This window comes from Alcaligenes faecalis (genome assembly GCF_009497775.1).
Classification (GTDB): Bacteria; Pseudomonadota; Gammaproteobacteria; order Burkholderiales; family Burkholderiaceae_B; genus Alcaligenes; species Alcaligenes faecalis_D.
Window position 1 is genome coordinate 4,124,676 of the sequence record NZ_CP031012.1, and the last position, 25,512, is coordinate 4,150,187.

Genomic DNA, 25,512 nt, shown 5'->3' on the forward strand with positions numbered 1-25,512 from the left:
GCGAGCTGATTTTATGCATCCCCGTTTGGCTGTTCTTCCCCAGTACCTGCTCCCTAAACAGGCTCTGACCCAGTTTCTAGGCGGCTTGGCCTCCAAGCCCATGGGTGGGCGTACGACCTGGGCTATCAAGCGCTTTATCGACCGCTACCAGGTCAATATGAGCGAGGCAGAAAACGCCGATCCAGCCAGCTACGCCACCTTTAACGAGTTTTTTGGCCGTGCCTTGCGTCCCGGTGCCCGCCCTATCGCGGACACCGCCTTGGTCAGCCCGGTTGATGGTGCCATTAGCCAGCTGGGGCCTATCCAGGGTGCCGAGGTATTCCAGGCGAAGGGCCATAGCTACTCGACAACGGCCTTGGTGGGGGGCGATGCCCAGGAGGCTGCCCGCTATCAGGATGGCTTGTTTGCGACCCTGTACTTGAGCCCTAGCGACTATCACCGGGTGCACATGCCTTGTGCGGGTGTGCTCAAGCGCATGGTTCATGTGCCGGGCGATTTATTTTCGGTCAATCCGACGACGGCGCGCGGTGTCCCCGGCCTGTTTGCCCGTAACGAACGTGTGGTCTGCTTTTTTGACTCCGAGCAAGGCCCGTTTGTATTGGTGCTGGTGGGGGCGACCGTGGTGGGCAGTATGGTCACGGTTTGGCACGGTGTGGTTAATGCCTCGCGTGATGGCAAGATCCATGAGTGGAACTACGAAGGTCAAAATATCGCTCTGGAAAAGGGCCAGGAAATGGGCCGATTCCTGCTGGGTTCCACGGTGGTGATGCTGTTTCCCAAAGAAAGCGCATATCGCTTTGACCCGAGCTGGCAGCCGCAAGGAGTGATCCGCCAGGGCCAGGTGATGGGCTATCAGGGCTAAACCCTGTTTTCTAATGAATAAAACCTGTGTTCAAGTGGACACAGGTTTTTTTTTATCGTCGGGCCGCCTCAAGGCTCGGCGCCCCTGGCAAAAACTTCCCCTGGGGGGCAGCAAGCCGAAGGCGTAGCGTGGTTTTTTGACTGTTCAGCGGTTAAAAACAATCTGTATTCAAGATGTCTGTGGAGTAAGTATGAAAAGGTGGGGGGCGATGGTGGTCAAGATTTTGGTCCTGTTAGTGGTCTTGGCGGTCGCGGCCTGGGGGACGCTGGCACTGCAGTTTCAGCTGGCGGCAGGCCTTGGACGCTGGCTGGCACTGGCCGGCTGGATAGCGGTGGCTGTATTGAGCCTGTATGCCTTGAGCAAGGGCAAGAATTGGCTCCTGGTACCCCAGGCGCTGGGCTTTCTGGTGCTGGTAGGCTGGTGGAGCAGTATTGCGCCCAGCAACGACCGGGAATGGGCGCCTGATGTGGCCAGAATGAGCTACGGCGAAGTAAATGGCTCTGTTGTGACCCTGCACAATGTGCGTGACTTTAACTGGCGCAGTGAAACCGATTTTGATGAGCATTGGATAAGCCAGAGCTACGATCTGCAAACGCTTAAATCAGTGGATATGTTCCTCTCCTACTGGATGGGCCCGGTGATCGCTCATACCCTGGTGTCTTTCGGCTTTGAGGATGGCCGCCATGTGGTGTTCTCGGTAGAGATTCGCAAGGAAAAGCATGAGGCCTTTTCTGCGATAGGCGGTTTTTTCAAAGAGTTTGAGCTGAGCCTGATTGCGGCAACAGAGCAGGACATTGTGCGTACCCGCAGCAATGCGCGCGGCGAAGACGTGTATATGTACAGCGTGGAGCTAGCCAAACCCGCCATGCAAGCCTTGTTCCTGTCGTATGTGGAGCAAGGCCAGCAATTGCAGACCACTCCCCGTTTCTACAACACCTTGACGGCGAACTGCACGACTATTGTTTACGACATGGTCTCCAGAATTGTGGACGGGATACCGTGGGACTGGCGTGTGCTGGCTTCGGGCTACTTGGCCGAGTATGTGTATGGCCTGAATGCTTTGGCGCCAGGTCATAGCTTCCAGGAACTGAAGCAACTGGGCTATATCAACCCGAGGGCTTTGTCGCAGCAGGATGGGCAGGATTTTTCGGCCCTGATTCGGCAGAATTTGCCTCTCGTAAAGCCTTTTTAAGGCTGTTTTAGGCGCTTTTGTTCCACGTGAAACATATGTTTTACTTTATATGCTCTGAAAGTTAGAGCGAATAAGGAATAAAGAAAATAAACAAAAAACCCATCATATGAAAATCATGTGATGGGGTTTTTTTAATCCTTGTCTCCTGGCTTTGAGATTGCAGGCGCTATAGGGAATCGTTGTTTTTGTTAAATACGCTAAGGCTGGTCAAGGACAGCTTAAGGCGTGGCTCGCCACTGCACCAACTGCTCCAGCGTCATGGTGTTGCCACCACACACCACAACCAGAATATTCTTGTAGGGTGCCAGGGCCTCATGGTCCAGGTATAAAGTCGACAAAGCCGCGCCACATGCGGGTTCCACCAGAACACGATGGTCAGTCAGAAAGCGTAAACATGCACTGACAGCCTGGGCATCGCTGACCTGAACGCAGGTGGTGGGATGGGATTGGCTGACGGCATAAGCCTGGTCACAGACGCGTGGTGCTGCCAAGGAGGTGGCTACCCCGCTGACTTCGCTAAGCGTGATGTGCTGGCGCTGCCGTACCGATTCGCCCAGGCTGGCGGTGCCTTGGGTCTCTACGGCAATAATCGTGGTCTTGTCCCAGCCCTGCTCCCGCAGGCCCTGGGCCACTCCGCTTAGCAAACCACCACCACCTACTGCCAGCAGGACGGCATCCGGCTGTACGCCCATTTGAGCCACTTCTGCGATCAGGCTGGCATGACCCTCCCAAAGCAAAGGATCATCAAAGGGATGAATCAGCGCATCGTCTTCTTGCACCAGGGTCAGCGCATATTCATGGGCTTCCTGCCAGTTCTTGCCGACTACGTGTAGCTCGGCTTTTTCCCGTTGAATCAAGCGTCTGGCGTGCTCGCTAGTGGTTTCGGGGACGACAACAAGGGTGGGCATGGTCAGGCGGCGTCCGGCATAGGCAACCGCAATTCCGGCATTGCCACCCGAAGAAATGATGAAGCGCTTCTTTCCTTGCTGGGCATGGTGCTGGCACAAGTGACCAATGCCGCGAATTTTGAATGATCCGCTAGGCTGCAGCGCATCCATTTTCAACCAGATTTGTTTGCCAAGCTGATCGCTCAAGGCGTGAGAATAAATGAGTGGCGTCTCAAGGTGAAGAATCATTTCTTATCGTTCCAGATTTTATAGTGATCTGAGGGGGCGCGCTGGGCGCTCCGAGCCCTGTTTGCCACATTTTATCGGTCTGAAACACCTGTGGCTAAAGATCTTGGACAGTGTTTTGTGACTGCCAGGACAAGCGGGCGGAAAACTGTTTGGAATGGATGCTTATATCATTGGGCCTGCATTTTGTAACTGTCCTTGTTCTCTGCGCTAAGTCCCGTAATTAGCGTTTAATGTGAGGCAACTTACTATCTATCTGCTTGTCTGCACCTTCTTACAATTTCGCGTCACCAGGATTGTAGTGTTCAAGCTAAATCAAGGACTTATCTGATAAAATTCCAGACAAATCGCCTGACTCAAGACCCCTTTCCCTACAGAATTCAGGCCCGGTCTTAAGCGTTTAATTTTAAGTGCATGATAAGCACCAAAACTCATTCCAATCACTCGGGCCATAAAGCAGTGTTGTTTTTTGCTTTGCCTGAACGGAATAAAAACAATAATAACCAGAACTTATTTCTAGAAAGGACGCTGCTGTAGCGGTTCTTAAAGGAATAAAGATTTTGTTATGAAAACTGCCACCAGACCTGCTGATATTTATATGCGTTTTTTGCAGCTCGCCGATTCGCTGCATACCTTGCCTTGCTTGCCCTGCCTGGACCCTCTTGAAGAGCGTATCTTGGTGCTGGTAGCCAAGGCATCGAAAGACTGTTTGCGTTTGTCGGTACGCGATGTCATGGCCGTAGAACGGCTGGGATCGCCCGCGACCATTCATACCCGACTCAAATCCATGCGCGAAAAAGGCTGGATTGTCCTCAGTGATACGGAGGACACTCGCCGCAAACAAGTGGATTTGAGCCAGGCAGCCCTGCTGCATTTTGATCGTCTTTCGGCCTGTCTTTTAGAAGCGGCAAATGCCTGATTGAACAAATGGCACGGCCTTGTATCCGGTGCAATTGCAGCGCTTTCAAGAAATAAGCTTTTGACATCAAGCAAATAACCTGGATGCGCTCGGGTCCAACTAATGGAATGCAAACAGGCGTTTGCCAAAAGCGCTCGCGTGCCCGGCGCTTAAAAAACGGAAAGGATAGGCGGTATTAAAACAATGCCCCTATTCCACGGATTTACCTGCCTTCAAAGAGTCTATTTTTCTATACTGGGGACTCACCTTGAATTCCATGCCTGGAGGCAGAATGCGCTTACCCATCTATCAGCTTGATGCCTTTACTGACACCTTGTTTGCAGGCAATCCTGCTGCTGTGGTGTTGCTGTCCGAGTTTCCTGACGATGCCTTGCTGCAGTCAATTGCCCAGGAAAACAATCTGGCCGAAACCGCCTTTCTGGTGCCACAAGGCCAGGACTTTCGCCTGCGCTGGTTCACCCCTACGGTAGAAGTGCCCTTGTGCGGCCACGCGACCTTGGCCAGTGCCGCTGTCGTGTTGCAGCATGTGCGTCCCCAGGACAGCCAGGTGGTGTTTCATACTCTGAGCGGCGCCTTGACGGTGCGTCGTGACGAAACAGGCTACGTCATGGACTTTCCGGTTCGCCCGGTTCGCCGTGTGGATGACAATCCTTTGCTGGAGCAAGCCCTGGGCACCAAGATTACGCAATTGTGGCGTAATGACTTCACCCATTTGGCTGTTTTGGAAACGGAAGAGCAGGTGCGACAGCTGCAGGTGGATACTGCAGCCATGCTGGCCAGTGGTTGTGATGGGTGTATTGTGACTGCGCCGGGCTCGGGCCTGTTTGATATTGTCAGCCGCTTTTTTGCGCCTGGCCATGGCATTGAGGAAGATCCAGTCACGGGTTCGGCCCATTGTGCCTTGCTGCCTTACTGGGCTCCTATCCTGGGTAAAACCCATTTGCTGGCGTATCAGGCCTCTGCCCGTGGTGGGGTGCTGGATTGCACCTTAAGTGGCGACCGCGTGTTTCTGAAGGGCCAGGCTGTTCTGTATCTGGAAGGTCATATCCAGGTCGCCTGAGGCGGCGCAAGGCGTTTTAAACGGGCATGGCGGTGGCCGTGCCTGTATTCCGTTCTGCTCTATCAGCACTGTAGCCAGCAAGACAAGCCCTGTTTTTCTTTTCGGCTCTCTTTATTGCGACTTTTTATGGTTTTTTGATCTCTTATGATTCCTGTCGCCCCGTTTTCTTTGGTATTTCTGCTGATTATTACGCTTGGACCGCTTGCACTATTTATTGTGCTGGTCTGGGCGGTTTTGCTTTTAGTGCAGCCACAGCGCCGGGCAAACTTCAAGAAAAAACCCTGGCCTCGAATAATGATTTTGCTTCCTTTGCTGGTATTGGCCGGTTACTACAGTTTTTTCCAGTGGAAGGTCTATCAGTTCGACAAACGACAGAAGCAGGAGCTGGCTAGTCGGCAGCATGTTTTAAAAGAGCCCGGTCGTTTTGCCGGGGTCGATATGCCAATTGGAACAGAGTTGGAGTTGACCGTGTGGGGTGACCCGGACAGCGTGTCCTGGGCCCGTTTCCCGGAGGCGGTCATGGTGGGCAAAGCCCCTGTGCTGTCTGTCAAGCGCCCCCGCCCCGATTTGCAGAACTCCAGCTGGCAACTGCAACTGGCAGGAGATGCCGAGCTGGAAGGCTGGCAGTGTGATGGCAGCCAAGTGCTTGAAATGGAACAAGATCCCTCGGCAGAGAACGGCTTTCGTTTTGTCAGCTGCTTTCTGGCCAAAGGGAATCAGATCACGGGCTGGAGCCCGTATGCAGCGGCTTCCAATATGAGTACAGCCCCGGACCTTGTTCTGGATCTGCCTGCGGGCACCCTGGTTCAGTCCAGACCGGAGGGGACTTTGTATGTCAACGGCGATAGGGATCAGGACCGTTGGATGGTACGTGTTGAAGAAAACGGTTTGCAGATTCAGGCATGGAACCTGCCTTTGGAACGTGCTTATTTCTCAGTCGATAAAAATAAAGATCTGCTTTATCTCTCGCATGCTCAATTGGCCAAGGAAATTCAATTCGGTGGATTTAGCTACCCGGCCGGTACTCGGGTGTCGACGCCCAACTATCGTTTTTACCCGCAGTGGCCTCTTTTATTGAAAATGGGATTAGCGGCAGACGGTGAATCGGATCAGAGAAAGGAACAGGCTCATGACCTGCTTAGTGGCCAAATTTTGGACGGTTTTCACTAATTAACGGCCCGATTCCGGCTTTTTTTACCAGTAATCTGCATTTTTTTTGTGGTGAGTGTAATTAAATAAGGCGAATTTGTTTTGAATGGGTCAATTTGAGTTAATGTAAGCATTTGAAGCGAATGTATAAAATAAAAACGTATCGTTTTCAAAGGTGGACATTAGAGGGTTGGTGGCTGCTGGTTTTGTTTTCCAAGGTTTCGGCGTTGAACGGACGAGACAACCCGTTGGACTGAAACCACCCTATTGCTGGCTTAACTGAACAAGGTTAGATGCCGCTATGACGACATATCAAGGGGAGCTGCTGGAGCATACGCAGGCCCACGCACAGGCTGCTTACTGGTTTACTCGCTTGAACTCGGGTGAGGCTACCGCAGCCGAATTACGGGAATTTGAGGATTGGCGCCGTGACAATCCTGAAAATGAACGTTCATATCGATACATTTGCTATTTTTGTGACGCCAGCCTGGATGCGCCCGAGCATGAGATACGCCGTTTATTGACCAGCTCGGGGGAAAAGGCGGTGTTGCTCAAGCCCTATCACCGTGGTTTGCTGGCGGGCTTTCTGGTATTGGCCTTGGCGCTAACCGTATTTTTCTCCTGGCCCGAGCGGGTATTGCGAGAAGAGCATCTGGTATCGGGGGCGCAAGCGCTGGAGCAGCGTTTTGTGAATGGGGCGGTAGTACAGCTGGGCCCGGACTCTGCACTTGAAATCCGCGAGTACGAGGACAGCTTGAATCTGCAGCTTTTACGCGGTCAGGTCACGCTACTGTTGGCTGATCCCACACAAAAGAGCGTGACGGTCTTTACCAGCTTTGCACAGGCACGCAGCAACAAGGGACAGTTTTCAGCCTTTCTGGACAGCGATCAAATGAAGTTTGCCGTGGATACCGGCTCGGTCGAAGTATCCAGCGGAACATGGTGGCGCCGACAGATTCGGGTCTTGATTCCCGGTCAGCATATTGATGTGGATCGATGGTCTGGAATGAAACGGGTTCAACCCGCTCCTGTATCTCCAAATGAGGCCGACTAACAGTCGGCCTCTTACGTTTCAGAGCGTTTAGAACATCCAGTTCAGGAACAATTTACCGTTTATATCGGCACGGCTATCCCCTAATAAACGGGTATTGGCCGACAGCCCTAAACGCAGACGCTCGGATTGCTGCAAGCTGATGCTGGTTCCCAGCGACAAGGCATGGCGATCCACCCGTGCATAACGACCATCAAAACCCACAGATTGGGCACTGGCAAAGGCGGCTTCCTGGGTCTGATTACGGCTTAGCAAAGCCTGCTCCCAGGCCACCGACAAGGACGTTTGCAGTTGACGATCCTGGCTTAAATTCCAGTTTTGACGCAGGGCCAGGCCAATAGAGGCCTGCAAGGCGTTTTGACGGCTGGAATCCAGACGCAGACGGCTGGCGGCATCGCCACTTTCTTCCAGTCCAGGACGACGGTAATGGAGGTAATCCAGAGCCAGAACCGGCCCGATGCTGCCGTTCTCACCCAGAGCCCAGTTGTAGCCAGTCTGTACCCCCAGCGAGAAGGTATGGCCTGTCCAGTCCGAGGAGGGACGTGCCTGATAGCCCGCAAAGCTGATGTCGCGGTTCATCTTGCCCTGCTCGATACCCACACGCAGCTGAGCCAAACCGTTCCAGCCTTCCTGGCTATAGCCACGGTAGCGGGCATGGACACCCAGGCCCAGGCCGGTCAGCTTGCTCTTGGCCTGGAAGGGAGCGTCCACGTTGACGCGCTGCTCGTTGGCACTACCGTGTACACCCAGGCTCCAGTCGCTGCCTTCAGCGCGGTGTTCCGCCCCCAGCATCACCCCATAGGTTTCGCTGCGGTGGTCCACATCGTTGCTACCCAGTTGCCAGTGGTAGCGGCCACCATAGGTCTGGATGAAGCTTTGCCAGCCGCTCTTGTTGATACCCTCGGTTTGGCGCAATTGCTCGGACACCAGTTGTTCGCGGCGCAAGGCGGCGGCGGTTTGGGCGGCGTAAGCACCTGCGCTTAACTGATCCAGTGCCAGGCCAATATCGCTGCCATCAGCACGCGAGAAGTCCATGGCCTGATACACGGCGGCCAGGGACTGATTGCCCGAGGAGGCTTGGGCCAGGCTGGTACCTACTGCGGCTGCATTGGGCGAAGCGGCATATTGTGCATAAGCGTCCTGATTACGGCTGACGGACCAGCCATTGCCTGTGCTTTGTACATTCAGGGTGGGAGACGCCAGCGTGGCGCCATACAAGGCAAACTGCCCCTGTGTCTGGCTGGCGGTGAACACCTTGTCCTGATTCAGTGTCCAGCCGTTTTGATACCAGTCTGGCTGCAGGTCTACGTGCAGCTCGCCATCCAGCTGAGCCAGGCCCTGCACATCAATATGATCGTTCTGGGTGGTCGAGGCCTCCACCAGAATCCGGCCATCGGCACTTTGGACAAAGTTGCCCTTGATCGTCATGTTCCCGTAGGAGTTGCCGGGGCTGAGGGTGCCGTTATTGGTGAAGTTGTATTCAGGGTTGATGGTGAATTCGCTATTGCCGTACAGAGTAGCGCCCTGATCCACGCGCAAGCCATACAGCTCGTGCTGTCCATTCAAGGACGTTGCGCCCCCGGCAATGACGACCTCCAGACTATTCTGGCCCTTGATATTGCCGTCATAACGCATCTGGAAGTTGGGGTCAGCCGCATTGGTGGCACGGCCATGTTCATCGGCCTTTTGACCAAAGCTGATGCGGGTCAGGCGCAAGTCCTGATTGTCATCCCGGCGGTTGTAATCCGAGGTGATGTCTCCCGTAATCTGCGCGCCCTGCAAAATATTGATGTTTTGTACCCAGGCATTGTCCGCGATATGGATGGCTGCTTTCTGGCCTGACAAGGTGCCGGACAGATCGTAGTTGCTGATCAAGGCACCTTGCAAAATGGTTGGTACAGGACGTAGCTGGCCACCCTCTAGGACTAGCCAGGAGCCGTGATACTGATCGTCGCTACCCATGGCGTTCTGGCCGAAATCAAACAAGGCACCCACGCCATCCTGGCCATCTGCGCGGACTTCGCCTTGCTGGACAATATTGTGTAGGCGGCCATAGCTGAATTGCAGGCCGCGGCCATACCAGCCTTGAGCATGAATAAGCGTCGTCTTGGGGATGATCAGCGTGTTTTCACTACCATCCACACGTACACCTACCCCTCCTGGACCGGCTGTCAGCAGATCCGCTGCCTGGGTAATGGTGTTGCGTTCGCCATAAATGTGCAGGCCCAAGCCTTGTGTGGCCATGTTGTACTGGCCGGGCAGGTAGGCTGTGCCATCTGCATTGCGTGCAAAGTAGCCATTGGTATTGTTCAGGGTGACATCGTCCCCATAGACCGAATAGCCAAAGAAGTTGCGGCGATCAATGCTCAGCCCGATATCCTGCAAGGCGGCAATTTCGGCCTCCATCAGATTCACGTAGTTGCGATAGGTCTGATGGCTCATCAAGCTGTTGCGCAGCTCGGTGTGGCTCATGTAGTTGCGGTCCACGCCGTACTGCGGTTGGTCGTGGTAGTTCAGGATGCTGACGGGGACGCCCGGCATGGCACCATTCAGGACTTCCTGTACGTGATCCCCGGTGAAGTAGCCCTTGTCCTGGCGCAGGTCAAAAGCGGCAGGATCATATGGGTTGGAGCAGACCGAACACAGGATCTTTTGCCCGGGGCTCGGGGCTCGGCCCTGGTCATCGCGCAAGCCCAAGGCCCAGGGGCTAAGCTCACTCAGGAAGAAGGGATCGGGTGGATCAAAGCTGTCGCCAGGCAGGGTATCTGTGACCGTATTGCTGATGCCCAAAGCGTGGGCCAGCTCGTGGAAAATCACTGCATTGTAATCAGCCTTGCCTGTTAAAGGCAGTTGGCTGGGGTTGACGGGGGCCGTGTCCAGATCTATTTTTCCAACACCGATAATGGCATCGGGATTAGTCGGGTCACCCTGGAATAACCCCAGCAAGCGTGCTTGTAAGGCTGAGAGGGTGAAATTGGGGTATGCCGAGTCGTTCCATTTCTTGCCATAGGCATTGGCATTTTTGATGCTCATGGTTCCCAGATTGATCACAGCCGGTGTATACCCTGCTGGCAAATTGATGATTTCAGCCCAGCGCTCCAGTGCGGCACGAATTTTCAGCCGGCCATTCTCGTCGATATTCCAGGGGGAAACGCGTTGATCGGTCTCATCCGACGCATCGTAACTGCCATCATCAGGTCCATAGACCCTCAACTCAAAAGCTTGTTGACCTTGTTTGTTCAGAATGAATTCTGTCTCGTAGGCATAAGCGCTGCTGGTCCCGCTCAAGGCTAACAGGGTGTGGGCTAGTAGTGCTTTGATTTTCAAGTCCATGGGGTTCCGATCTCAATGAGAAGACAATGGATAGGGGGTATTTTTTCTATCCAGATAAATAAAAGTGTTTTTTGTTGCCGTTTACTTCTGGGTTGTATTGAGCATCTGAGTAAAAGGCGCAACACTTGATGACATGCTCAGTGGTAAAGAACTACCGGGTTTCAGCCGTAACCCCTAAGGGAGAACGTGTTCAACAGAGGAAAGTATGCCGATAGAGATCAGTGGACAGGGTTTAATACATAGACAAAATATGCCCGTGGCCGAACCGATAAACGCGACGGCCATGACGCCCCCTGTAGTGTCAGAGCAAGAAGATGCAGGTTCCATAGACTCGTCGGGACGTATCAAGGTGAGCCTGTCATCCTTGGGAAAAGAGCTGTCGCTGACCAGTCAGCAAGCCAAAAAACAAGAGCGCGACAAGGATATTGATGACAGTTCTCTGCCCGATGGCATCAAGGACATCCTTAAGCGCATCCGCGACCTGAAAGAGCAGATTCAACAGAAGTTGATGGAGCTGCAGCGTGTGCAGGCCAGCGATAAAGGCAGCGAAGCGGAGAAGAAACAGGAACTGGAGCGAGTGCAAAGCGAGCTCACCAGCCTGAATGCGGCGTTGGCCAGTGCGCATGCCATGTTGAACAAGGTCATGGACGACATTGAGCTGGGTGGTGAGGGCCGAATGGAAGTAGCGGATTTATTGATGAAGTAAAAAGCCGTTCGATTGGCTTTGGGAGTCCTTGGGGCGCAGGTGGTTTGTTGGGGGCGGTTTTGCCCGTATGAACCCGTTTACTGCGCCCTTTTTTGCGCCTTTGATATTCAGGTGTCGGCTGGATACCGATCAGGGTTGGGTCGCGACTGTTAAAGCCTGCGTGATTTTGTGATTAAGCTGATGCGGAGACATCAAATCCGCCGTGACCTGCGCCTTGGTGTGAATGATATAGGCGGTCGACGGGTTCAAATCAATGCAATACACCACCAGCGAGCCGCCCCCCATAGGGGCAGCGCCGATATATACCCCTAATTGATCGTTGGCCGTTGGCTCGTTGCGCTGCTGATAGCCTTCCCCTGTCGCCGTTTGCTTGACCGTATCCAGACACTGAGCCACGTTCAAACGAGAGATGGAGCGCTGCTCGGCTTCCAGCTCCAGAGGCACCAGATCCTGGGCCTGGACGGCCCAGGTGGTATGGACCAAAGCGGCCATCAAAACCCACTTGTTGAGTGTGTGCATGACGCCCTCCCGCAGGAGACGATGGAATACCCAGCATAGTCCTGATCAAGGGGGGCGGGTTTTGATAGGGCTTAATTCAGGGATGAATTTCGGGTTTTTACTGAGTTTGGGGTAGGCAAGTATGGGAGTGATCAGGCTATTGCTCTGCTTCCGGATTTGAGGAGCCTAGTTCTTTGATCGCCTTATCAAAGTCACTCTCAAACAAGCGATCTTGTATGACGCGATATTTCTCGAACTCGCTTTCAGCATGGGATTGAGCCAGCTTGGCAGAAATCTTGCCACTATCTTGCAGAATTTCCCGGTCATCGAATTCCAGAAACATATCCAGGCGTTTGGCCCAGTCTTCCATGGTCATGGGGATTTTTCTGCGGGCACGGTTTTCAGCCAGCTCCAGATAGGCATTGACGATGCGTCCCAAGGAGTCCAGCTCGTCTTGTGTCAGGTAGTTCTTGGCAATACTGATGTCTGTTTTCAGTATTTTGCCGTTGGGTGCATTGGCCCAGGAGCTAAGTCCCATATGGGCTTGGCGACTATCGGCACGCTGATGGATAAGCTCCGCGGCGGTCTGACCGTGGATGGCGTAATGCAGCTTGTTTTGCACTTTGGCAAAGAAGATTTTGCTGGTGGGCGCATTCTTGTTGTAGTCCACGCTGGTTGCGTAGATATCGGTGATCTTCTGGTAGAAGCGCCGTTCGCTTAGGCGAATCTCGCGGATTTCTGCCAGCAACTGCTCAAAGTAGTCTTCGTTCAGAAAACTGCCGTTCTCCATGCGTTGACGATCAATCAAGTATCCCTTGATCGCAAATTCACGTAGGACTTGGGTGGCCCATTGGCGGAATTGAGTAGCACGGATGGAGTTGACCCGATAGCCGACAGAGATGATGGCGTCCAGATTGTAGAACTGCGTCAGGTAGTTTTTACCGTCGCTGGCAGTTATCCGGAATTTCCGGATAACTGCTTCTTCGGATAGTTCTTGAGAGCCAAAGATATTTTTTAAGTGCTCATTGACCGTGCGTACATCAACGCCAAAAAGCTCCGCCATCAGCTTCTGAGACAACCAGACCGTCTCGTCTTCGTAGCGAGCTTCGATGCTTTGCTCACCAGCCTGACCGGTAAAGATCAGGAATTCAGTGGTGCTATTTCGAATCAGCTTTTTGCCGCTCATGCCTAGTCCCTCTGCACATCAATGGCTCAGTCTTTAGACGAGGTCACTTCCCAATACAAAAACTGGAGAAAATCTCCCCCAGCAAATCATCGCTGCTGAATTCGCCGGTAATCGAGCACAAATCCAGATGTGCCAGGCGCAGTTCTTCGGCAAACAGATCCAGCACCTGATCGCTGTGCGTAGCGTGTTCTGCCGCCAGACCCAGGTGGTACTCTGCGCGCTCCAAGGCTCGCAGGTGTCGTTCTCGTGCCAGCCAGGGGGATTCGCTGCCGGGGTTCCAGCCTGCGATATCCAGCAAGGTGCGGCGCAGCGTGTCCAGACCTACATCCTTACGGGCGGAAATTGGCAGCACGGTGGCGCCGCTTTCCTGGGCGGGCAAGGCGGCCTGTTGCTCAGCTGTCAGCAAGTCTATCTTGTTATAGACGCGCAGCACGGGTACATGTGATGGCAGGCGAGTGGTAATGGCACTGTCCAGCTCGTCTTGCGGGTTGCGTGCATCCAGCAGGTGCACGATCACGTTGGCTTTGGCGATTTCGTCCCAGGTACGGGCAATGCCGATGCGCTCTACGGTGTCCTCGGTTTCACGCAAACCGGCGGTATCCACGATATGCAGCGGGATGCCATCAATGTGGATCAGCTGCATGACGCGATCGCGGGTGGTGCCGGCAATATCGGTCACGATGGCCACATCCTCACCGGCCAGGGCGTTGAGCAGGCTGGATTTGCCCACATTGGGCTGGCCTGCCAGTACAACGTGTAGGCCTTCGCGCAGAATCGCCCCCTGACGCGAATGCTGCAGGATGCGTTCCAGCTCGTCCTGTATGCCTTGCAGGGTGGCCGCTGCCTGGTATTTTTCCAGGAAGTCGATTTCTTCTTCGGGGAAATCCAGCGTGGCTTCTACGAGCATGCGCAGGTGAATGATGCGGTCGGCCAGGGCGTTGACGTTATTGGAAAAGACGCCGGACAGGGAGGCGACGGCACTGCGGGCAGCGGCCTCCGAGGAAGCGTCAATCAAGTCGGCCACAGCCTCAGCTTGGGCCAGGTCCAGTCTGTCGTTCAGGAAGGCGCGCTGGGTGAATTCGCCGGGCTCGGCCAGGCGCAGGCCCTGATCTTTACCCGCTTCCAGGCAGCGATCCAGCAGGCGGCGCAGAACAGCTGGGCCGCCGTGGCCTTGCAGTTCCAGCACGTCTTCGCCGGTATAAGAGTGCGGGCCTTTAAAGAACAGTGCGATGCCCTCGTCGATTGCTTCGCCTTGTGCATCCTTGAAGGGCAAAAAGTGTGCATGACGCGCTTGTAGCGCGCGGCCAAACAGGGTCTGGATCAGAGCATCAAGCTCCTTGCCGGACACACGGATGACACCAATACCACCCCGGCCGGGGGCGGTGGCAATAGCCACAATAGGGGAAGAACTGGACATAGGGCAGATCGATCAAAGAGGCGGAACAGAACCGTATTGTAATGGAGCAGATGGACGGTTCGTGCTGGAAGCGCTAGCCCTTGCTGGTATCTGAAATACTGGTGTTTATGTACCTGTGGCCTAGGCTCTCGAGCCTAGTGATTGTTCACACAAACCACCAGAATCTCCACGCTTTCCCCGTGTTCGCACAGATACAGGTGGCCCAGATTGCTTTTGAAGTAGATGCTGTCGCGCGATTGCAGCACATGACGGCGGCCGTCCTGGAATTGCATGGTCAGCTGCCCTTCAATCACAAAAATGAACTCTTCGCCTTCGTGCTGGCTGAAGTCGCTGGCATCGCGTGGTTTACCAGCCAGTACACGCCCGTGCATGGGCGTCATTTTCTTGTTGATCCATTCCGATGCCAGCATGCCGTACTCATAACGATGGGCATGGTAGGTCACGGTGCGTGAGGCCCGTCCCACCAGAATATCCATGCCGGATTCGTTTTGATCGCGCGGTGTCTTGAACAGGTCCGACAAATCCATTTTCAAGGCGCGGCTGACGGCCAGGAATTTCTCGTAGCTCAGGCCAATCAGGCCGCGCTCTGCCTTGGACAGGGTGGACAAAGACACATTGGATAAGCGTGCCAACATGAGCAGGGTCAAGCCCTGTCGTTTGCGTTCATCACGTATGCGCGCCCCCATGGCTGTTTTGCTTAATAAATTGGGGGCGGTGGTGGCTAAGTCTTTTGTCATAACCTAAAGAAGTAATAAACCATCTTCTTATAAATATTATTAATTTTCTTATAAGAAAACTCTGTCCTATTGTATAGAACTACACGCTTTACGCTGGGAGAAAGAAGGCATGACTGCGTTGTTTGATCCTACTGCTTATCCCTCTACCTCGGTGGAATGGATACAAAAACTGATTGCTTATGATACGACAAGCCGGGAATCTAACCTGGAACTGATTCACGACGTACAGGCCTATTTGCAGCAGCAAGGGCTGGAAACCGTGCTGACGCATGACGACAGTGGCCGCAAGGCCAATCTGTTTGCCACGATTCCGGCAGCCGATGGCACACGTACTGGTGGCATTGTTCTGTCGGGTCATACCGATGTGGTGCCCGTCGATGGCCAGAACTGGAGCAGCGACCCTTTCAAGGCCGAGATCCGTGACGAGCGCCTGTATGGCCGCGGCACTTGCGACATGAAAGGCTTTGTCGGTGTGACGCTGCAATTGGTTCCTGAAATGCTGGAGACCAAGCTGGCCAAACCCATCCACCTGGCTTACTCCTACGACGAAGAAGTAGGTTGTGTGGGCGCGCCCGTCATGATTGATGATCTGGTCCGTCGTGGCATCAAACCCGAAGGCTGCGTGGTGGGCGAACCCACCAGCATGCGCACTATCGTGGCTCATAAAGGCATTAACGCCTATCGCTGCCGCGTACATGGTCATGCCGCGCACTCCTCGCTGACCCCCAAGGGTGTAAACGCGATTGAACATGCGGCACGCATCATTACCGCCATCCGTGATCTGGCCGACGACTACAAGAGCATGGGTCCCTACGATCACGATTTCGACGTGCCCTTCACCACTTTGCAGACCAGCATGATTCGTGGCGGTATCGCCTTGAATACCGTGCCTGATCTGTGCGAATTCGAGTTTGAATACCGCAATCTGCCCGGCGTGGACCCCGAGCCGATCTTGCAGGAAATCCGTGAGTTCATCGACCTGAAAGTCCTGCCCGCCATGCGCCGCGAGCATCCCGATGCTTTGGTGGAGCTGGAAAAGCTGGCCAGCGCCCCCGGCCTGAATCCCGAAGAGCAAGCCGCCATCACCAAACTGGTGCGTGAACTGACAAGGGACGACACGGTGCGCAAAGTGGCCTACGGCACCGAAGCAGGTCTGTTCCAGCAAGCCGGTATCCCTTCGATTATTTGTGGCCCCGGCAATATCGAGCAGGCCCACCGCCCCGATGAATACGTAGAACTGGCGCAAGTGGAACAGTGCGAGCAGTTCTTGCGCGCCCTGATTCGCAGCCAGGCCGTGGCCTCTTAAAAACAGACAAACAGGTTTCAACGCAAACCCATGACAACAGAAAAAGTTACCAAGGAAAACGTGGTGCAGGCGCATGAGCGTCTGCGTCCCTATGTGCGTCAGACGCCCGTGTTTGATTACCAGACCGGGCGTCTGGATAGCGCCGTCAATTTCAAGTTCGAACATTTGCAGGCCTCGGGCACTTTCAAGGCACGCGGTGCTTTCAACAACTTGCTGAGCTTGTCCGAAAAGGCTCGCCAGCAAGGGGTGACCTGCGTCTCTGCAGGCAACCATGCCGTGGCTGTGGCCTATGCCGCCCATCAAATGGGTGTGAAAGCCAAGACCGTCATGATCAAGACGGCCAGCCCGGCCCGTGTAGCCTTGTGCCGTGAATATGGGGCCGAGATCGTCTTTGCCGACAATGGCGAGCAGGCTTTTGAACTGGTGCGCCAGATTGAAAAGGATGAACAGAAAACCTTCATTCATCCATTCAGTACCTACCCCACCGTGCTGGGAACCGCCACGCTGGGCTACGAGTGGTTGCAGCAAGCGGGCAAGCTGGACGCGGTGCTGGTACCGATTGGTGGCGGTGGCTTGGCCGCGGGTGTCTCGGCAGCCGTCAAGCTGTGGCAGCCTGATTGCGTGGTTTATGGCATCGAGCCTGTGGGCGCGAACGTCATGGCGCTAAGCCGCCAGGCTGGTGAGCCACAAAAAATCGGCGCCATGCAGTCCATCGCAGACAGTCTGATGGCGCCGCATACCGACGAGTTCAGTTTCCGCGTGTGTCAGGACAATATCGACACTCTGGTGACCGTCAACGACGACCAGATCCGCGCTGGCATGCACTTCCTGTTCAACGAATTCAAGATGGCTACTGAACCGGCTTGCGCTGTAGCCACAGCCGCCTTGATGTTCCCCTTGCGTAAACATCTGGCCGGGCAACGAGTGGGCGTGCTGTTTTGCGGCTCCAACACGGATACCGACACCTTTATTCGCCATATCACCACGCCACTGGCGCAAGGCTAATCATGCAGCTAAGCGTTTATGTAGCAAAAGCCCAGGAAGTGTATGAGGGGCTGGATATGGGGGCGGCGATTGATCTGATGCGCCAGGGTTTTATCGCCATGCAGCAAGGGCGTATTGACCAGCCCTTGCGTACGATTGTGCGCAGCAGTTTGTCCAGCGGCTTTCTGGGCATGATGCCTGCCTGCATCGACATGCCGGAGATTTATCCCGAGCCTTTGTACGGTGCCAAGATGGGCACCCTGTTTCCAGACAATGTGCGCCTGGGTAAAGACCCCCATCAGGGCTGCGTGCTCTTGATGAGTGGCTTGACCGGCGAGACTCGCGCCATTCTGGATGCCAGCAGCGTAACGGCCTTGCGCACCGCGGCAGTCAGTGGTCTGGCCACCGATATGCTGGCGCGCCCGGATGCCAGTGTGCTGACCTTGTTTGGCGGCGGTCATCAGGCCTTATGGCAGTTGCGCGCTGTGGCGCAAGTGCGTCGCTTGAGCAAAGTGTTTGTGATTACCCGCTCTGCACAGTCAGCCCAGCATTTTATTGAAGAAGCCCAGGCGTATTTGGATTGTCCTTTGATAGCCGATATTTCGGCCCAGGAAGCTGTGTCCCAATCGGATCTGGTACTGACGGCCACCAGTTCTGCCACACCTGTTTTGCAGCGCGAATGGTTGCGCCCTGGCACACATATCACTGCGATGGGTTCCAGCACGCCAGCCAGTAGTGAACTGGATGGCCCCACCATGACGGCAGGCCGCTTGTTTGTGGACCGCGCGCAATCCACTCGTAACGAGTCAGGCGAGTTCTTGAATGCGTGCAAGCAGGGTTATCTGTCGGCGGATACCGAGCTGAACGAGCTGGGTGCCGTTCTGGAGGGGCAAGCCGCAGGCCGCATCAACAACGAAGAAATCACGATTTTTAAATCCTTGGGACTGGCATTCGAGGATGTACTGACGGCGGCCGCCTTGTTAAGCCGTCATGCCGCACAAGGGAATGGACGAGTAGTAGAACTTTAATAGCGTCATCAAGAGGTAGGGAGACAAGTAATGAAAAAGAAATGGGCGCAGGTTTTGCTGGGAACGGCGTTGGCATTGGCGACGGGCATGTCTGTTGCCAGCAAATTGCCGGACACCATACGTTTGGTCGTGGGCTATCCGGCTGGCGGAACAGCGGATGCCGTCGCGCGGGTATATGCCGAGCAACTGCGCGAGAAGCTGGGTGTGAATGTGGTGGTGGATAACCGTGCTGGCGCGGGCGGGCAGGTGGCTGCTCAAGGCTTTTTGCGCTCACCCACGGATGGCTCGGTGCTGTTGGTTGCCAATAATCACATGATGACCACCCTGCCCTTGACCGTAAAAACGGTCAGCTACGATCCGATGAAGGACTTTGCGCCGGTGGCGGTGATTGCAAAATTCGAGCATATCTTTGTGGTGGGTAAAACCACGCCTGCCGATACCTTGCAGGAGTACGTGGAACTGGTGCGCAAGGAACCGGAAAAATACGGCCACTATGGCATTCCCGCTCCTGGCAGTGCTCCCCAGTTCATGGGTTACAGCATCGCCAAGAAGAACGATGTCCAGATGTCCCCCGTGCCTTACAAAGGGGGCGCCCCCTTGATCAACGACCTGCTGGGTGACCATATCCCTGCTGGCGTGGATGCTGTGGGCATGATTACCGAGCACGTCGCTGCCGGTTCGGTGCGGGTGCTGGGGATTACGGGTGCAGAACGCCTGCCTATTTTGAAAGACGTGCCTACCTTTGCGGAAATGGGCTACGGCGATCTGAAGGCGTCGGGCTGGATGGGGATTTTTGCCCCGTTGGGCATGGAGCCGGAGATGGTCAAACAGTTCCAGGATGCCTTCAATGAAGTAGCCAAGCTGCCCAAGATTGAAAGCGCGATTACGCCTATCGGCTTCCGACCAGAATCGGGTAGTGCGCAGGAGCTGTCCCGCATCGTTCAGGATGATCTGGATACCTGGGGACCCATCATCAAGGAATCGGGGTATTTGCAGCAGTAAAACTCAGGGCTTTGGTGCAGACGGCTGCTTGGGATGGGCGGTGTCCATCAAGCCCGATGAGTGCAGACTAGCGTTTCAGCTCCGTTCTTATGGAACATGGGGAGCAACGGCTAGTAGCAGCTAACAGTGCAAAACTTGTTAGCGCAGAAAAGCTGGAATGCGGGCCTGATGCCAAATCAGGTCCGTTTTTTTATGGCAATTTCAAGAAGGGAACCGGCACCTTCAGAGCTTGTTGGCTGTGCCTCGTTTGAGGCCAGCTTTTGGGCGGCATTTCATCATCAGAAAGAGGCTTCGTGGCCCGAAAAGAGAACTGATTATCTAGGTGCTGAAGCATTGGATTTTCGCTTCGTAGGCAGCCTGGGAGCAGCCGAAATACCTCTGGCTCACTCCTTCAAATAGCACTTGAATGTTGCTACCAAGATTGGGCTGGTAAGCAGGTTTCGACTGGCTTCAATCATCCGTTGAAGCTGCTTTAATCCCATTAAGTAGCTGATAGATAACAATAAAAAATTATTTTAAGTCTGTAGGGAATTCCCTGTATTTTATTTATTGGCTAGTCAGTTAATAATATTTCAAACTAGAAATAATCAATCAGTTAATTAAAAACCAAGGAAGGAGATACAAGGTGCGCAAGACGATATTGACGATGGGGTTGCTCATGACGCTTGGTGCTGTGGGGGCCGTGCAAGCGCAAACCATCAAAATTGGTGTGATTCAGCCTTTGACCGGGTCGGTGGCCTACAACGGGGAAGCCGATGTGAATGGCTCCAAGTTGGCTGTCAAAGAGCGAAATGCTCGTGGCGGGGTCCTGGGCAAACAGGTTGAACTGGCTATTGAGGATGGAGAGTGCCAGCCCTCCAAAACCGTGAATGCGGCTGAAAAGCTGATTCAGAAAGACAAGGTGCCGATTATCTCCGGTGCCTTTTGTAGCTCCGCCACCATCGCAGCCATGAGTGTGGCGCAAAAGTACAAAGTGCCTCTGCTCTCGGGCGTGTCGTCAAAAAGTGATTTAACCGAGCGTGGCAATGAGTGGTTCTTCCGAACCGCAGAAACCGATGGTTTGCTGGCCCATGCCTTCGCAACGATTCTGGTCGAGCAGCTCAAACTGAAAAAAATTGCCTACATCGGGGTGAATGATGACTGGGGCCGGGGTGGCATGGAGGAGTTCTCCAGTCAGATCGAAGCCCTGGGCGGTGAAACCGTGCAAAAGCTGTATTTCGACCATGGCACCACGGATTTCTATACCTTGTTGACGCGGGTACGGGCCGCTAAACCGGATGGTGTCTTTGTGGCAGCCGAAACTCAGGACGGCTCGATTCTGGTCAAACAGATGAAGGAAGTGGGTCTGGAGAGTCTGATTTTTGGCGTGGGCAGCTGGGCGACCGCGGACTTCGTGAATCTGGCCGGCTCTGCATCAGAAGGCATTCATGCAGCCGTTCCTTACGCCCACACCTTGCAGCGTCCCGAAAATCTGGAGTTCGTGCAGTCCTATCAGAAAGAGTATGGCGAGCTGCCCGGCAAGTATTCGGTAGCTGGCTATAACGCGATGAACATCATCATGGACGCGATCGAACGCGCAGGGGAAGCCGACCCGGACAAGATCCGTCTGGCGCTGCCGGCCACTGATTACAACGGTCCCAATGGCAACTTCAAATTCAACGAAAAACGCCAGGGCTACGGCTTTGATGCCGTGTTGGTGAAGCTTCAAGGCGGGCAGCCGGAAATCGTTGCTCAGGCAAAAGTAACGGCGGACTAAGAGCACAATGAGCTGCGGATTTTATCGTTTGATGAGGGGGCATTGTGTTTGATTTATTGCTGCAGTTCATTGCCAATGGACTGGTGAACGGGACGTTCTACGCGCTGTCGGCTCTGGGCCTGACCCTGATTTTTGGTTTGATGCGATTGGTGAACTTTGCTCATGGTGAGTTCTACATGATCGGTGGCTTGCTGGGATGGTTGGTAACCCAGCAACTGGAGCTGAACTTCTTTGTGGGCCTGGCCTTGGTCATGGTGATCGTCGCGGTGTTTGGATGGTTGCTGGATCGCTTCCTGATTGCCCGTATCCGGGACAAGGGTCCGGAGCCAGGCATTTTGCTGACTATCGGTTTGTCGATTTTTCTGACGAACACCGCCTTGATGATTGTGGGTACGGCGCCTTTGAAAGTGGTAGCGCCGGTCCCCAATACTCCCATGTTTCTGGGGCCGATATTCATTACCGAGGTGCGGCTTTTTGCGATCGGGATGTCTATTGCAGCCATCGTCGGCGCACGTTTGCTGATTCAGAAAACCCGCTTGGGTAAAGCCATGCGGGCCACCTTTCAGGACTCCACGGCGGCTAGTCTGGTCGGTATCAACACCGCCACGATTTATGCCTCCACCTTCGCCTTGGGTGTGGTCCTGGCGGCAACCTCGGGCATGTTGCTCAGCTCCATTTATGTCGCGCAGGCTTCGATCGGTGGCCTGATCAGTTTGAAGGCTTTTGTGGTGGTCATTCTGGGCGGGATGGGTAATTTTGGCGGGGCCATTCTGGGTGGCTTGATCCTGGGCGTGGCAGAAGCGCTTTGGGGAGGTTATGTGCAAACGGGGACAGCGGACATGGTGGGCTTTGCCCTGGTTATCTTGATTCTGTTCTTCCGCCCCTATGGTTTGTTTTCGGTTCGAGCGGAGCGCGCGTAAATGAAAATAGAACGTCACTTTATGGTGGGCTTCCTGGTCTTGTCGGCGTTGCTCGCTTGTTTTGTGCAGAACGATTATTTGCTGCACATCCTGGTGCTGGTGCTGATGTATAGCGTGCTGGCCAGCAGCCTGAACTTGATCATTGGCTATGTGGGAGAGTTCCCGCTGGGTCATGTGGCATTTTTTGGCCTGGGCGCGTATTCGGTCGCCATTTTGAGTTCACCTGCGGTGGGCTGGCCCGTCACGGTCACCATTGCAGCGGCGGCCTTGATTGCTGCGGCAGCGGGCTACGTGATCGGGCGTGTGACTTTGCGTCTGAATGGGCCCTTCTTTGTCATTGTGACTCTGGCCTTTGCCGAGGTTCTGCGCCTGCTGGCCAATAACTGGGTAGACCTGACTAATGGCCCGATGGGCATCTCGGGTGTGGCTCATCCCGCCCTGCTGGACATGTCGCCCTGGCTGGCTGGCAAGCGGGGTTTTGTGGTGATGGGCATTGTGCTGGCCGCCATCACTTTCTACATCTGCTACCGCCTGGTTCATTCCAGTGCAGGCCGTGCGGCCGTCACCTTGCGAGAGAACAATTACGTTGCTCAATCGGTCGGTATTGATCCTTTTCGCTACTCGCAGTTTGTCTTTGTGGTGGCCGCCTTTCTGGCGGGGATTGCCGGGGCCTACTACGCCAGCTACATCAGCTTTGTAGGGCCGGAAGTCTTCGGTTTCCCGTTTACGGCGACCATGATCATCATCGTTTTGCTGGGCGGTAAAGGTACTTTGCTGGGTCCGATTGCCGGGGCCATCGTGGTGGCCTTGCTGGAAGAGTATTTGCGCGAATTCAAGGAACTGCGCCTGTCCCTGTTTGGATTGATCGTCATGGCCTCGGTGCTGTTTGCACCGGATGGAATCATGGGATTTGTGCAGCAGCGTTTTCATCATCTATTTGGGAGGACGCGTCATGCTTGAAGTAAGCGGTCTCAGCAAATCCTTTGGCGGTATTCATGCGGTTCAGGATATTGATTTCACCGTTCCTGCCGGGCAAATCGTCAGCTTGATCGGGCCTAATGGCGCTGGCAAAACGACGTGCTTCAACCTTATCACCGGCTTCTATCAGCCTACTCGTGGGCGGGTGTTGTGGGATGGCAAAGAGGTTACGGCCAGTAAGCCTTATCGCATGGCACAGCAGGGCGTCATTCGTACTTTTCAAAAGACCAATGTGCTGCGGGCTTTGAGTGTTTTCGACAATCTGGTTCATGCCCATTATTTGGTCGATCGAGCACCCTTGTGGCGCACTTTCTGGCCCAGCAAGGAGCAGGCAAAAACCGAGCAGGAAATCATCGTCTCGGCCCGCCGTATTCTCGATCAGATTGGCCTGGCCAAGCGTGCTGATGTATTGGCCAGCTCCTTGTCTTGCGGTGAGTTACGACTGCTGGAAGTGGGCGTTGCCCTGAGTGCCAAACCCAGATTGCTGATGCTGGATGAACCAGCGGCAGGGCTCAACACACATGAAGCAGAAGGTTTGGCAGATTTGCTCAAACAGCTGCCTGGGCAGTGGGTGGAGTCCATTTTGCTGGTAGAGCACAACATGGGTCTGATCATGCGTGTGTCTGACCAGATCGTCGTCATGAACTTTGGCAAAAAACTGGCAACGGGTACGCCGGCAGAGATTCAGGCCAATGAGCAAGTGTTGGAAGCCTATATGGGGAAAGCGGCATGAGTAAACAGGACATTGAACCTCTATTGGCTTTGCAGGATGTGGTGGCGGGATATGGAAACTTAACGGCCCTGCATGGCGTCAGCTTGCATGTACAGCCTGGTGAAGTCGTGGCCATTCTGGGGGCGAATGGCGCGGGGAAATCCACCACGCTGCGTGCTATCTCCGGCTTGATCCGCCCTACTTCCGGCCAGATCACCTGGAAAGGGCAAGTGATCAGTGGTCGTAGCCCTGAGCATATTCTGAAGCTGGGTTTGGCTCACTGCCCTGAAGAACGGCATGTGTGGCCCGAAATGACGGTTGAGGACAATCTGGATCTGGGTGCTTACCTGATCAAGTCCAGGACTGAAGTGGAGCGGCGTAAAGGCATAGCCTTTCATCGTTTCCCGCGCCTGAAAGAGCGATACAAGCAACTGGCGGGCACGCTTAGCGGCGGCGAGCAGCAGATGCTGGCGATTGCCCGGGCATTGATGTCAGAACCGGAGCTGTTGATTCTGGATGAACCCTCCTTGGGGCTCAGCCCCAAGATGGCTCTGGAGGTTTTTCAGGTGGTGCGGGACATCAGTGAGCATGGCGTGTCCATTTTGGTGGTGGAACAGAACGTGCATAACGCGCTGAACGTAGCCAGTCGAGCCTATGTGCTGGAGACAGGGCGCGTCATTGCAGAGAAAGACAGCGCCAGCATGCTGAAAGATCCTGAACTCTTGAGCGCTTACCTGGGAGGCTGATGATGAGCATGAACAAGACGGTAGAACTCCCATCGCGTCTTAGCTACGGCGCCCATGTCCACGCCAATGGCATACGGCAGCACTACTTGCGTTATGCCGGTCCCGGACCCGCTTTGGTGCTGGAGCCGGGGATCACCAGCCCTGCCCCCACCTGGGGCTTTGTGGCAGAGCGTTTGGCCCTGCATTTTGATGTGTATGTGCTCGATGTACGTGGTCGTGGCCTGTCGCAATCGGGTGCAGATCTGGACTACGGGGTGAATGCGTGCGCGGATGATTTGTGCGAGTTCGTTCGGGAGCTGGCACTGGAGTCACCCATCTATGTGGGGCATTCCATGGGGGCGCGCATTTTGTTGCGTGCCGCCAGCCGGGGGCTGCCCAAGGGAGCCGCCATGGTGCTGGTGGATCCGCCAGTGTCCGGCCCGGGGCGACGCCCCTACCCGGCGAATATTGCCTGGTACACCGATTCGATTGCACAGGCTAAACAAGGCATGAGCGCCGAGCAGATGCGGCAGTTTTGCCCGACCTGGACCCCCGAGCAACTGGCGCTGCGCGCCCAGTGGCTGCACACCTGCGATGTGCGTGCGGTGACGGACAGCTACGAGTGGTTCCACACCGACGATGCGTTCCCGGACTTCAGCCAGCTCAATGACTGGAAGGTGGCCCTGATGGTGGCGGGCAAGGGGGATGTCATTCGCGATGAGGATATTAAAGAGGCGCAGTCCTTGAAGCCCGACTTGCAGGTCTTAGGTGTGCCAGGAGCTGGGCACATGATTCCCTGGGATGACGAGGAAGGCTTTTATCGTGCATTGGGCACCTTTCTGGGCCTTACCTTTTAAC

General features: G+C 54.7%; 24 protein-coding genes. 18 read left to right on the forward strand and 6 right to left on the reverse strand.

Going from position 1 to position 25,512, the window contains the following annotated elements:
• Positions 1-13: 13 nt before the first annotated feature.
• A complete protein-coding gene (gene asd, locus DUD43_RS18910) occupies positions 14-862 on the forward strand; it encodes an archaetidylserine decarboxylase (protein ID WP_153231473.1) in 849 nt (282 codons plus the stop codon).
• 190 nt (positions 863-1,052) lie between these two features.
• Positions 1,053-2,054 (forward strand): DUF4105 domain-containing protein, encoded by a 1,002-nt coding sequence (locus DUD43_RS18915; RefSeq protein WP_228125855.1) that lies wholly within the window; start codon positions 1,053-1,055, stop codon positions 2,052-2,054.
• Between the two features lie 218 nt (positions 2,055-2,272).
• Here DUD43_RS18915 and DUD43_RS18920 read toward each other — a convergent pair whose 3' ends face one another.
• A complete protein-coding gene (locus DUD43_RS18920; protein ID WP_153231474.1) occupies positions 2,273-3,190 on the reverse strand; it encodes a pyridoxal-phosphate dependent enzyme in 918 nt (305 codons plus the stop codon).
• Between the two features lie 562 nt (positions 3,191-3,752).
• Here DUD43_RS18920 and DUD43_RS18925 point away from each other — a divergent pair.
• The 4 genes from DUD43_RS18925 (at position 3,753) to DUD43_RS18940 (ending at position 7,369) form a co-directional block, all read left to right on the forward strand.
• Complete coding sequence (locus DUD43_RS18925; RefSeq protein ID WP_153231475.1) at positions 3,753-4,106, forward strand: winged helix-turn-helix domain-containing protein; 354 nt, start codon at positions 3,753-3,755, stop codon at positions 4,104-4,106.
• A 271-nt stretch (positions 4,107-4,377) separates the two neighbouring features.
• The gene (locus DUD43_RS18930; RefSeq protein WP_153231476.1) at positions 4,378-5,166 is read left to right on the forward strand and encodes a PhzF family phenazine biosynthesis protein; all 789 of its coding nucleotides are present in this window, start codon (positions 4,378-4,380) and stop codon (positions 5,164-5,166) included.
• Positions 5,167-5,460: 294 nt separating this feature from the next.
• Positions 5,461-6,336: a hypothetical protein gene (locus DUD43_RS18935; RefSeq protein ID WP_228125856.1), complete on the forward strand. Its 876-nt coding sequence runs from the start codon at positions 5,461-5,463 to the stop codon at positions 6,334-6,336.
• Between the two features lie 280 nt (positions 6,337-6,616).
• Positions 6,617-7,369, forward strand: a complete 753-nt coding sequence (locus DUD43_RS18940; protein WP_153231478.1) for a DUF4880 domain-containing protein — start codon at positions 6,617-6,619, stop codon at positions 7,367-7,369.
• Between the two features lie 27 nt (positions 7,370-7,396).
• Here the strand turns inward: DUD43_RS18940 and DUD43_RS18945 are convergent, their stop codons facing one another.
• Positions 7,397-10,699 carry an autotransporter outer membrane beta-barrel domain-containing protein gene (locus DUD43_RS18945; RefSeq protein ID WP_153231479.1) on the reverse strand — a complete coding sequence of 1,101 codons (3,303 nt, stop codon included), beginning with the start codon at positions 10,697-10,699 and terminating at the stop codon, positions 7,397-7,399.
• 283 nt (positions 10,700-10,982) lie between these two features.
• Between DUD43_RS18945 and DUD43_RS18950 the strand changes: the two genes are divergently transcribed.
• Positions 10,983-11,405, forward strand: a complete 423-nt coding sequence (locus tag DUD43_RS18950; protein ID WP_228125857.1) for a hypothetical protein — start codon at positions 10,983-10,985, stop codon at positions 11,403-11,405.
• A gap of 129 nt (positions 11,406-11,534) precedes the next feature.
• Here DUD43_RS18950 and DUD43_RS18955 read toward each other — a convergent pair whose 3' ends face one another.
• The 4 genes from DUD43_RS18955 to DUD43_RS18970 all read right to left on the reverse strand — a co-directional run bounded on the left by DUD43_RS18955 (position 11,535) and on the right by DUD43_RS18970 (position 15,243).
• A complete protein-coding gene (locus tag DUD43_RS18955; protein ID WP_153231480.1) occupies positions 11,535-11,924 on the reverse strand; it encodes a DUF6180 family protein in 390 nt (129 codons plus the stop codon).
• A gap of 136 nt (positions 11,925-12,060) precedes the next feature.
• The gene (locus DUD43_RS18960) at positions 12,061-13,089 is read right to left on the reverse strand and encodes a virulence RhuM family protein (RefSeq protein ID WP_153231481.1); all 1,029 of its coding nucleotides are present in this window, start codon (positions 13,087-13,089) and stop codon (positions 12,061-12,063) included.
• A 43-nt stretch (positions 13,090-13,132) separates the two neighbouring features.
• Positions 13,133-14,506: a tRNA uridine-5-carboxymethylaminomethyl(34) synthesis GTPase MnmE gene (mnmE, locus tag DUD43_RS18965; RefSeq protein WP_153231482.1), complete on the reverse strand. Its 1,374-nt coding sequence runs from the start codon at positions 14,504-14,506 to the stop codon at positions 13,133-13,135.
• A 134-nt stretch (positions 14,507-14,640) separates the two neighbouring features.
• Positions 14,641-15,243, reverse strand: coding sequence for a helix-turn-helix domain-containing protein (locus DUD43_RS18970; protein WP_228125858.1), 603 nt, complete (start codon positions 15,241-15,243; stop codon positions 14,641-14,643).
• A gap of 109 nt (positions 15,244-15,352) precedes the next feature.
• Between DUD43_RS18970 and argE the strand changes: the two genes are divergently transcribed.
• The 11 genes from argE to DUD43_RS19020 all read left to right on the forward strand — a co-directional run bounded on the left by argE (position 15,353) and on the right by DUD43_RS19020 (position 25,511).
• Positions 15,353-16,549, forward strand: coding sequence for an acetylornithine deacetylase (gene argE, locus DUD43_RS18975; RefSeq protein WP_153231483.1), 1,197 nt, complete (start codon positions 15,353-15,355; stop codon positions 16,547-16,549).
• 30 nt (positions 16,550-16,579) lie between these two features.
• Positions 16,580-17,554, forward strand: coding sequence for a threonine ammonia-lyase (locus tag DUD43_RS18980; protein WP_153231484.1), 975 nt, complete (start codon positions 16,580-16,582; stop codon positions 17,552-17,554).
• A gap of 2 nt (positions 17,555-17,556) precedes the next feature.
• The gene (locus DUD43_RS18985) at positions 17,557-18,561 is read left to right on the forward strand and encodes an ornithine cyclodeaminase family protein (protein WP_153231485.1); all 1,005 of its coding nucleotides are present in this window, start codon (positions 17,557-17,559) and stop codon (positions 18,559-18,561) included.
• Positions 18,562-18,591: 30 nt separating this feature from the next.
• Positions 18,592-19,563: a Bug family tripartite tricarboxylate transporter substrate binding protein gene (locus DUD43_RS18990; RefSeq protein ID WP_153231486.1), complete on the forward strand. Its 972-nt coding sequence runs from the start codon at positions 18,592-18,594 to the stop codon at positions 19,561-19,563.
• Positions 19,564-19,689: 126 nt separating this feature from the next.
• Positions 19,690-19,962: a hypothetical protein gene (locus DUD43_RS19310; RefSeq protein ID WP_228125859.1), complete on the forward strand. Its 273-nt coding sequence runs from the start codon at positions 19,690-19,692 to the stop codon at positions 19,960-19,962.
• Between the two features lie 259 nt (positions 19,963-20,221).
• The gene (locus DUD43_RS18995; protein ID WP_035270004.1) at positions 20,222-21,319 is read left to right on the forward strand and encodes an ABC transporter substrate-binding protein; all 1,098 of its coding nucleotides are present in this window, start codon (positions 20,222-20,224) and stop codon (positions 21,317-21,319) included.
• Between the two features lie 44 nt (positions 21,320-21,363).
• Positions 21,364-22,239, forward strand: a complete 876-nt coding sequence (locus DUD43_RS19000; RefSeq protein WP_153231487.1) for a branched-chain amino acid ABC transporter permease — start codon at positions 21,364-21,366, stop codon at positions 22,237-22,239.
• Positions 22,240-23,199, forward strand: coding sequence for a branched-chain amino acid ABC transporter permease (locus DUD43_RS19005; protein WP_153231488.1), 960 nt, complete (start codon positions 22,240-22,242; stop codon positions 23,197-23,199).
• Positions 23,192-23,950 (forward strand): ABC transporter ATP-binding protein, encoded by a 759-nt coding sequence (locus DUD43_RS19010; protein WP_153231489.1) that lies wholly within the window; start codon positions 23,192-23,194, stop codon positions 23,948-23,950. The genes DUD43_RS19005 and DUD43_RS19010 overlap by 8 nt, the downstream gene beginning before the upstream one ends.
• Positions 23,947-24,675, forward strand: a complete 729-nt coding sequence (locus DUD43_RS19015) for an ABC transporter ATP-binding protein (protein ID WP_153231490.1) — start codon at positions 23,947-23,949, stop codon at positions 24,673-24,675. Before DUD43_RS19010 ends, DUD43_RS19015 begins: the two co-directional genes overlap by 4 nt.
• Positions 24,675-25,511, forward strand: coding sequence for an alpha/beta hydrolase (locus DUD43_RS19020; RefSeq protein ID WP_322742790.1), 837 nt, complete (start codon positions 24,675-24,677; stop codon positions 25,509-25,511). The genes DUD43_RS19015 and DUD43_RS19020 overlap by 1 nt, the downstream gene beginning before the upstream one ends.
• Position 25,512 lies beyond the last annotated feature (1 nt).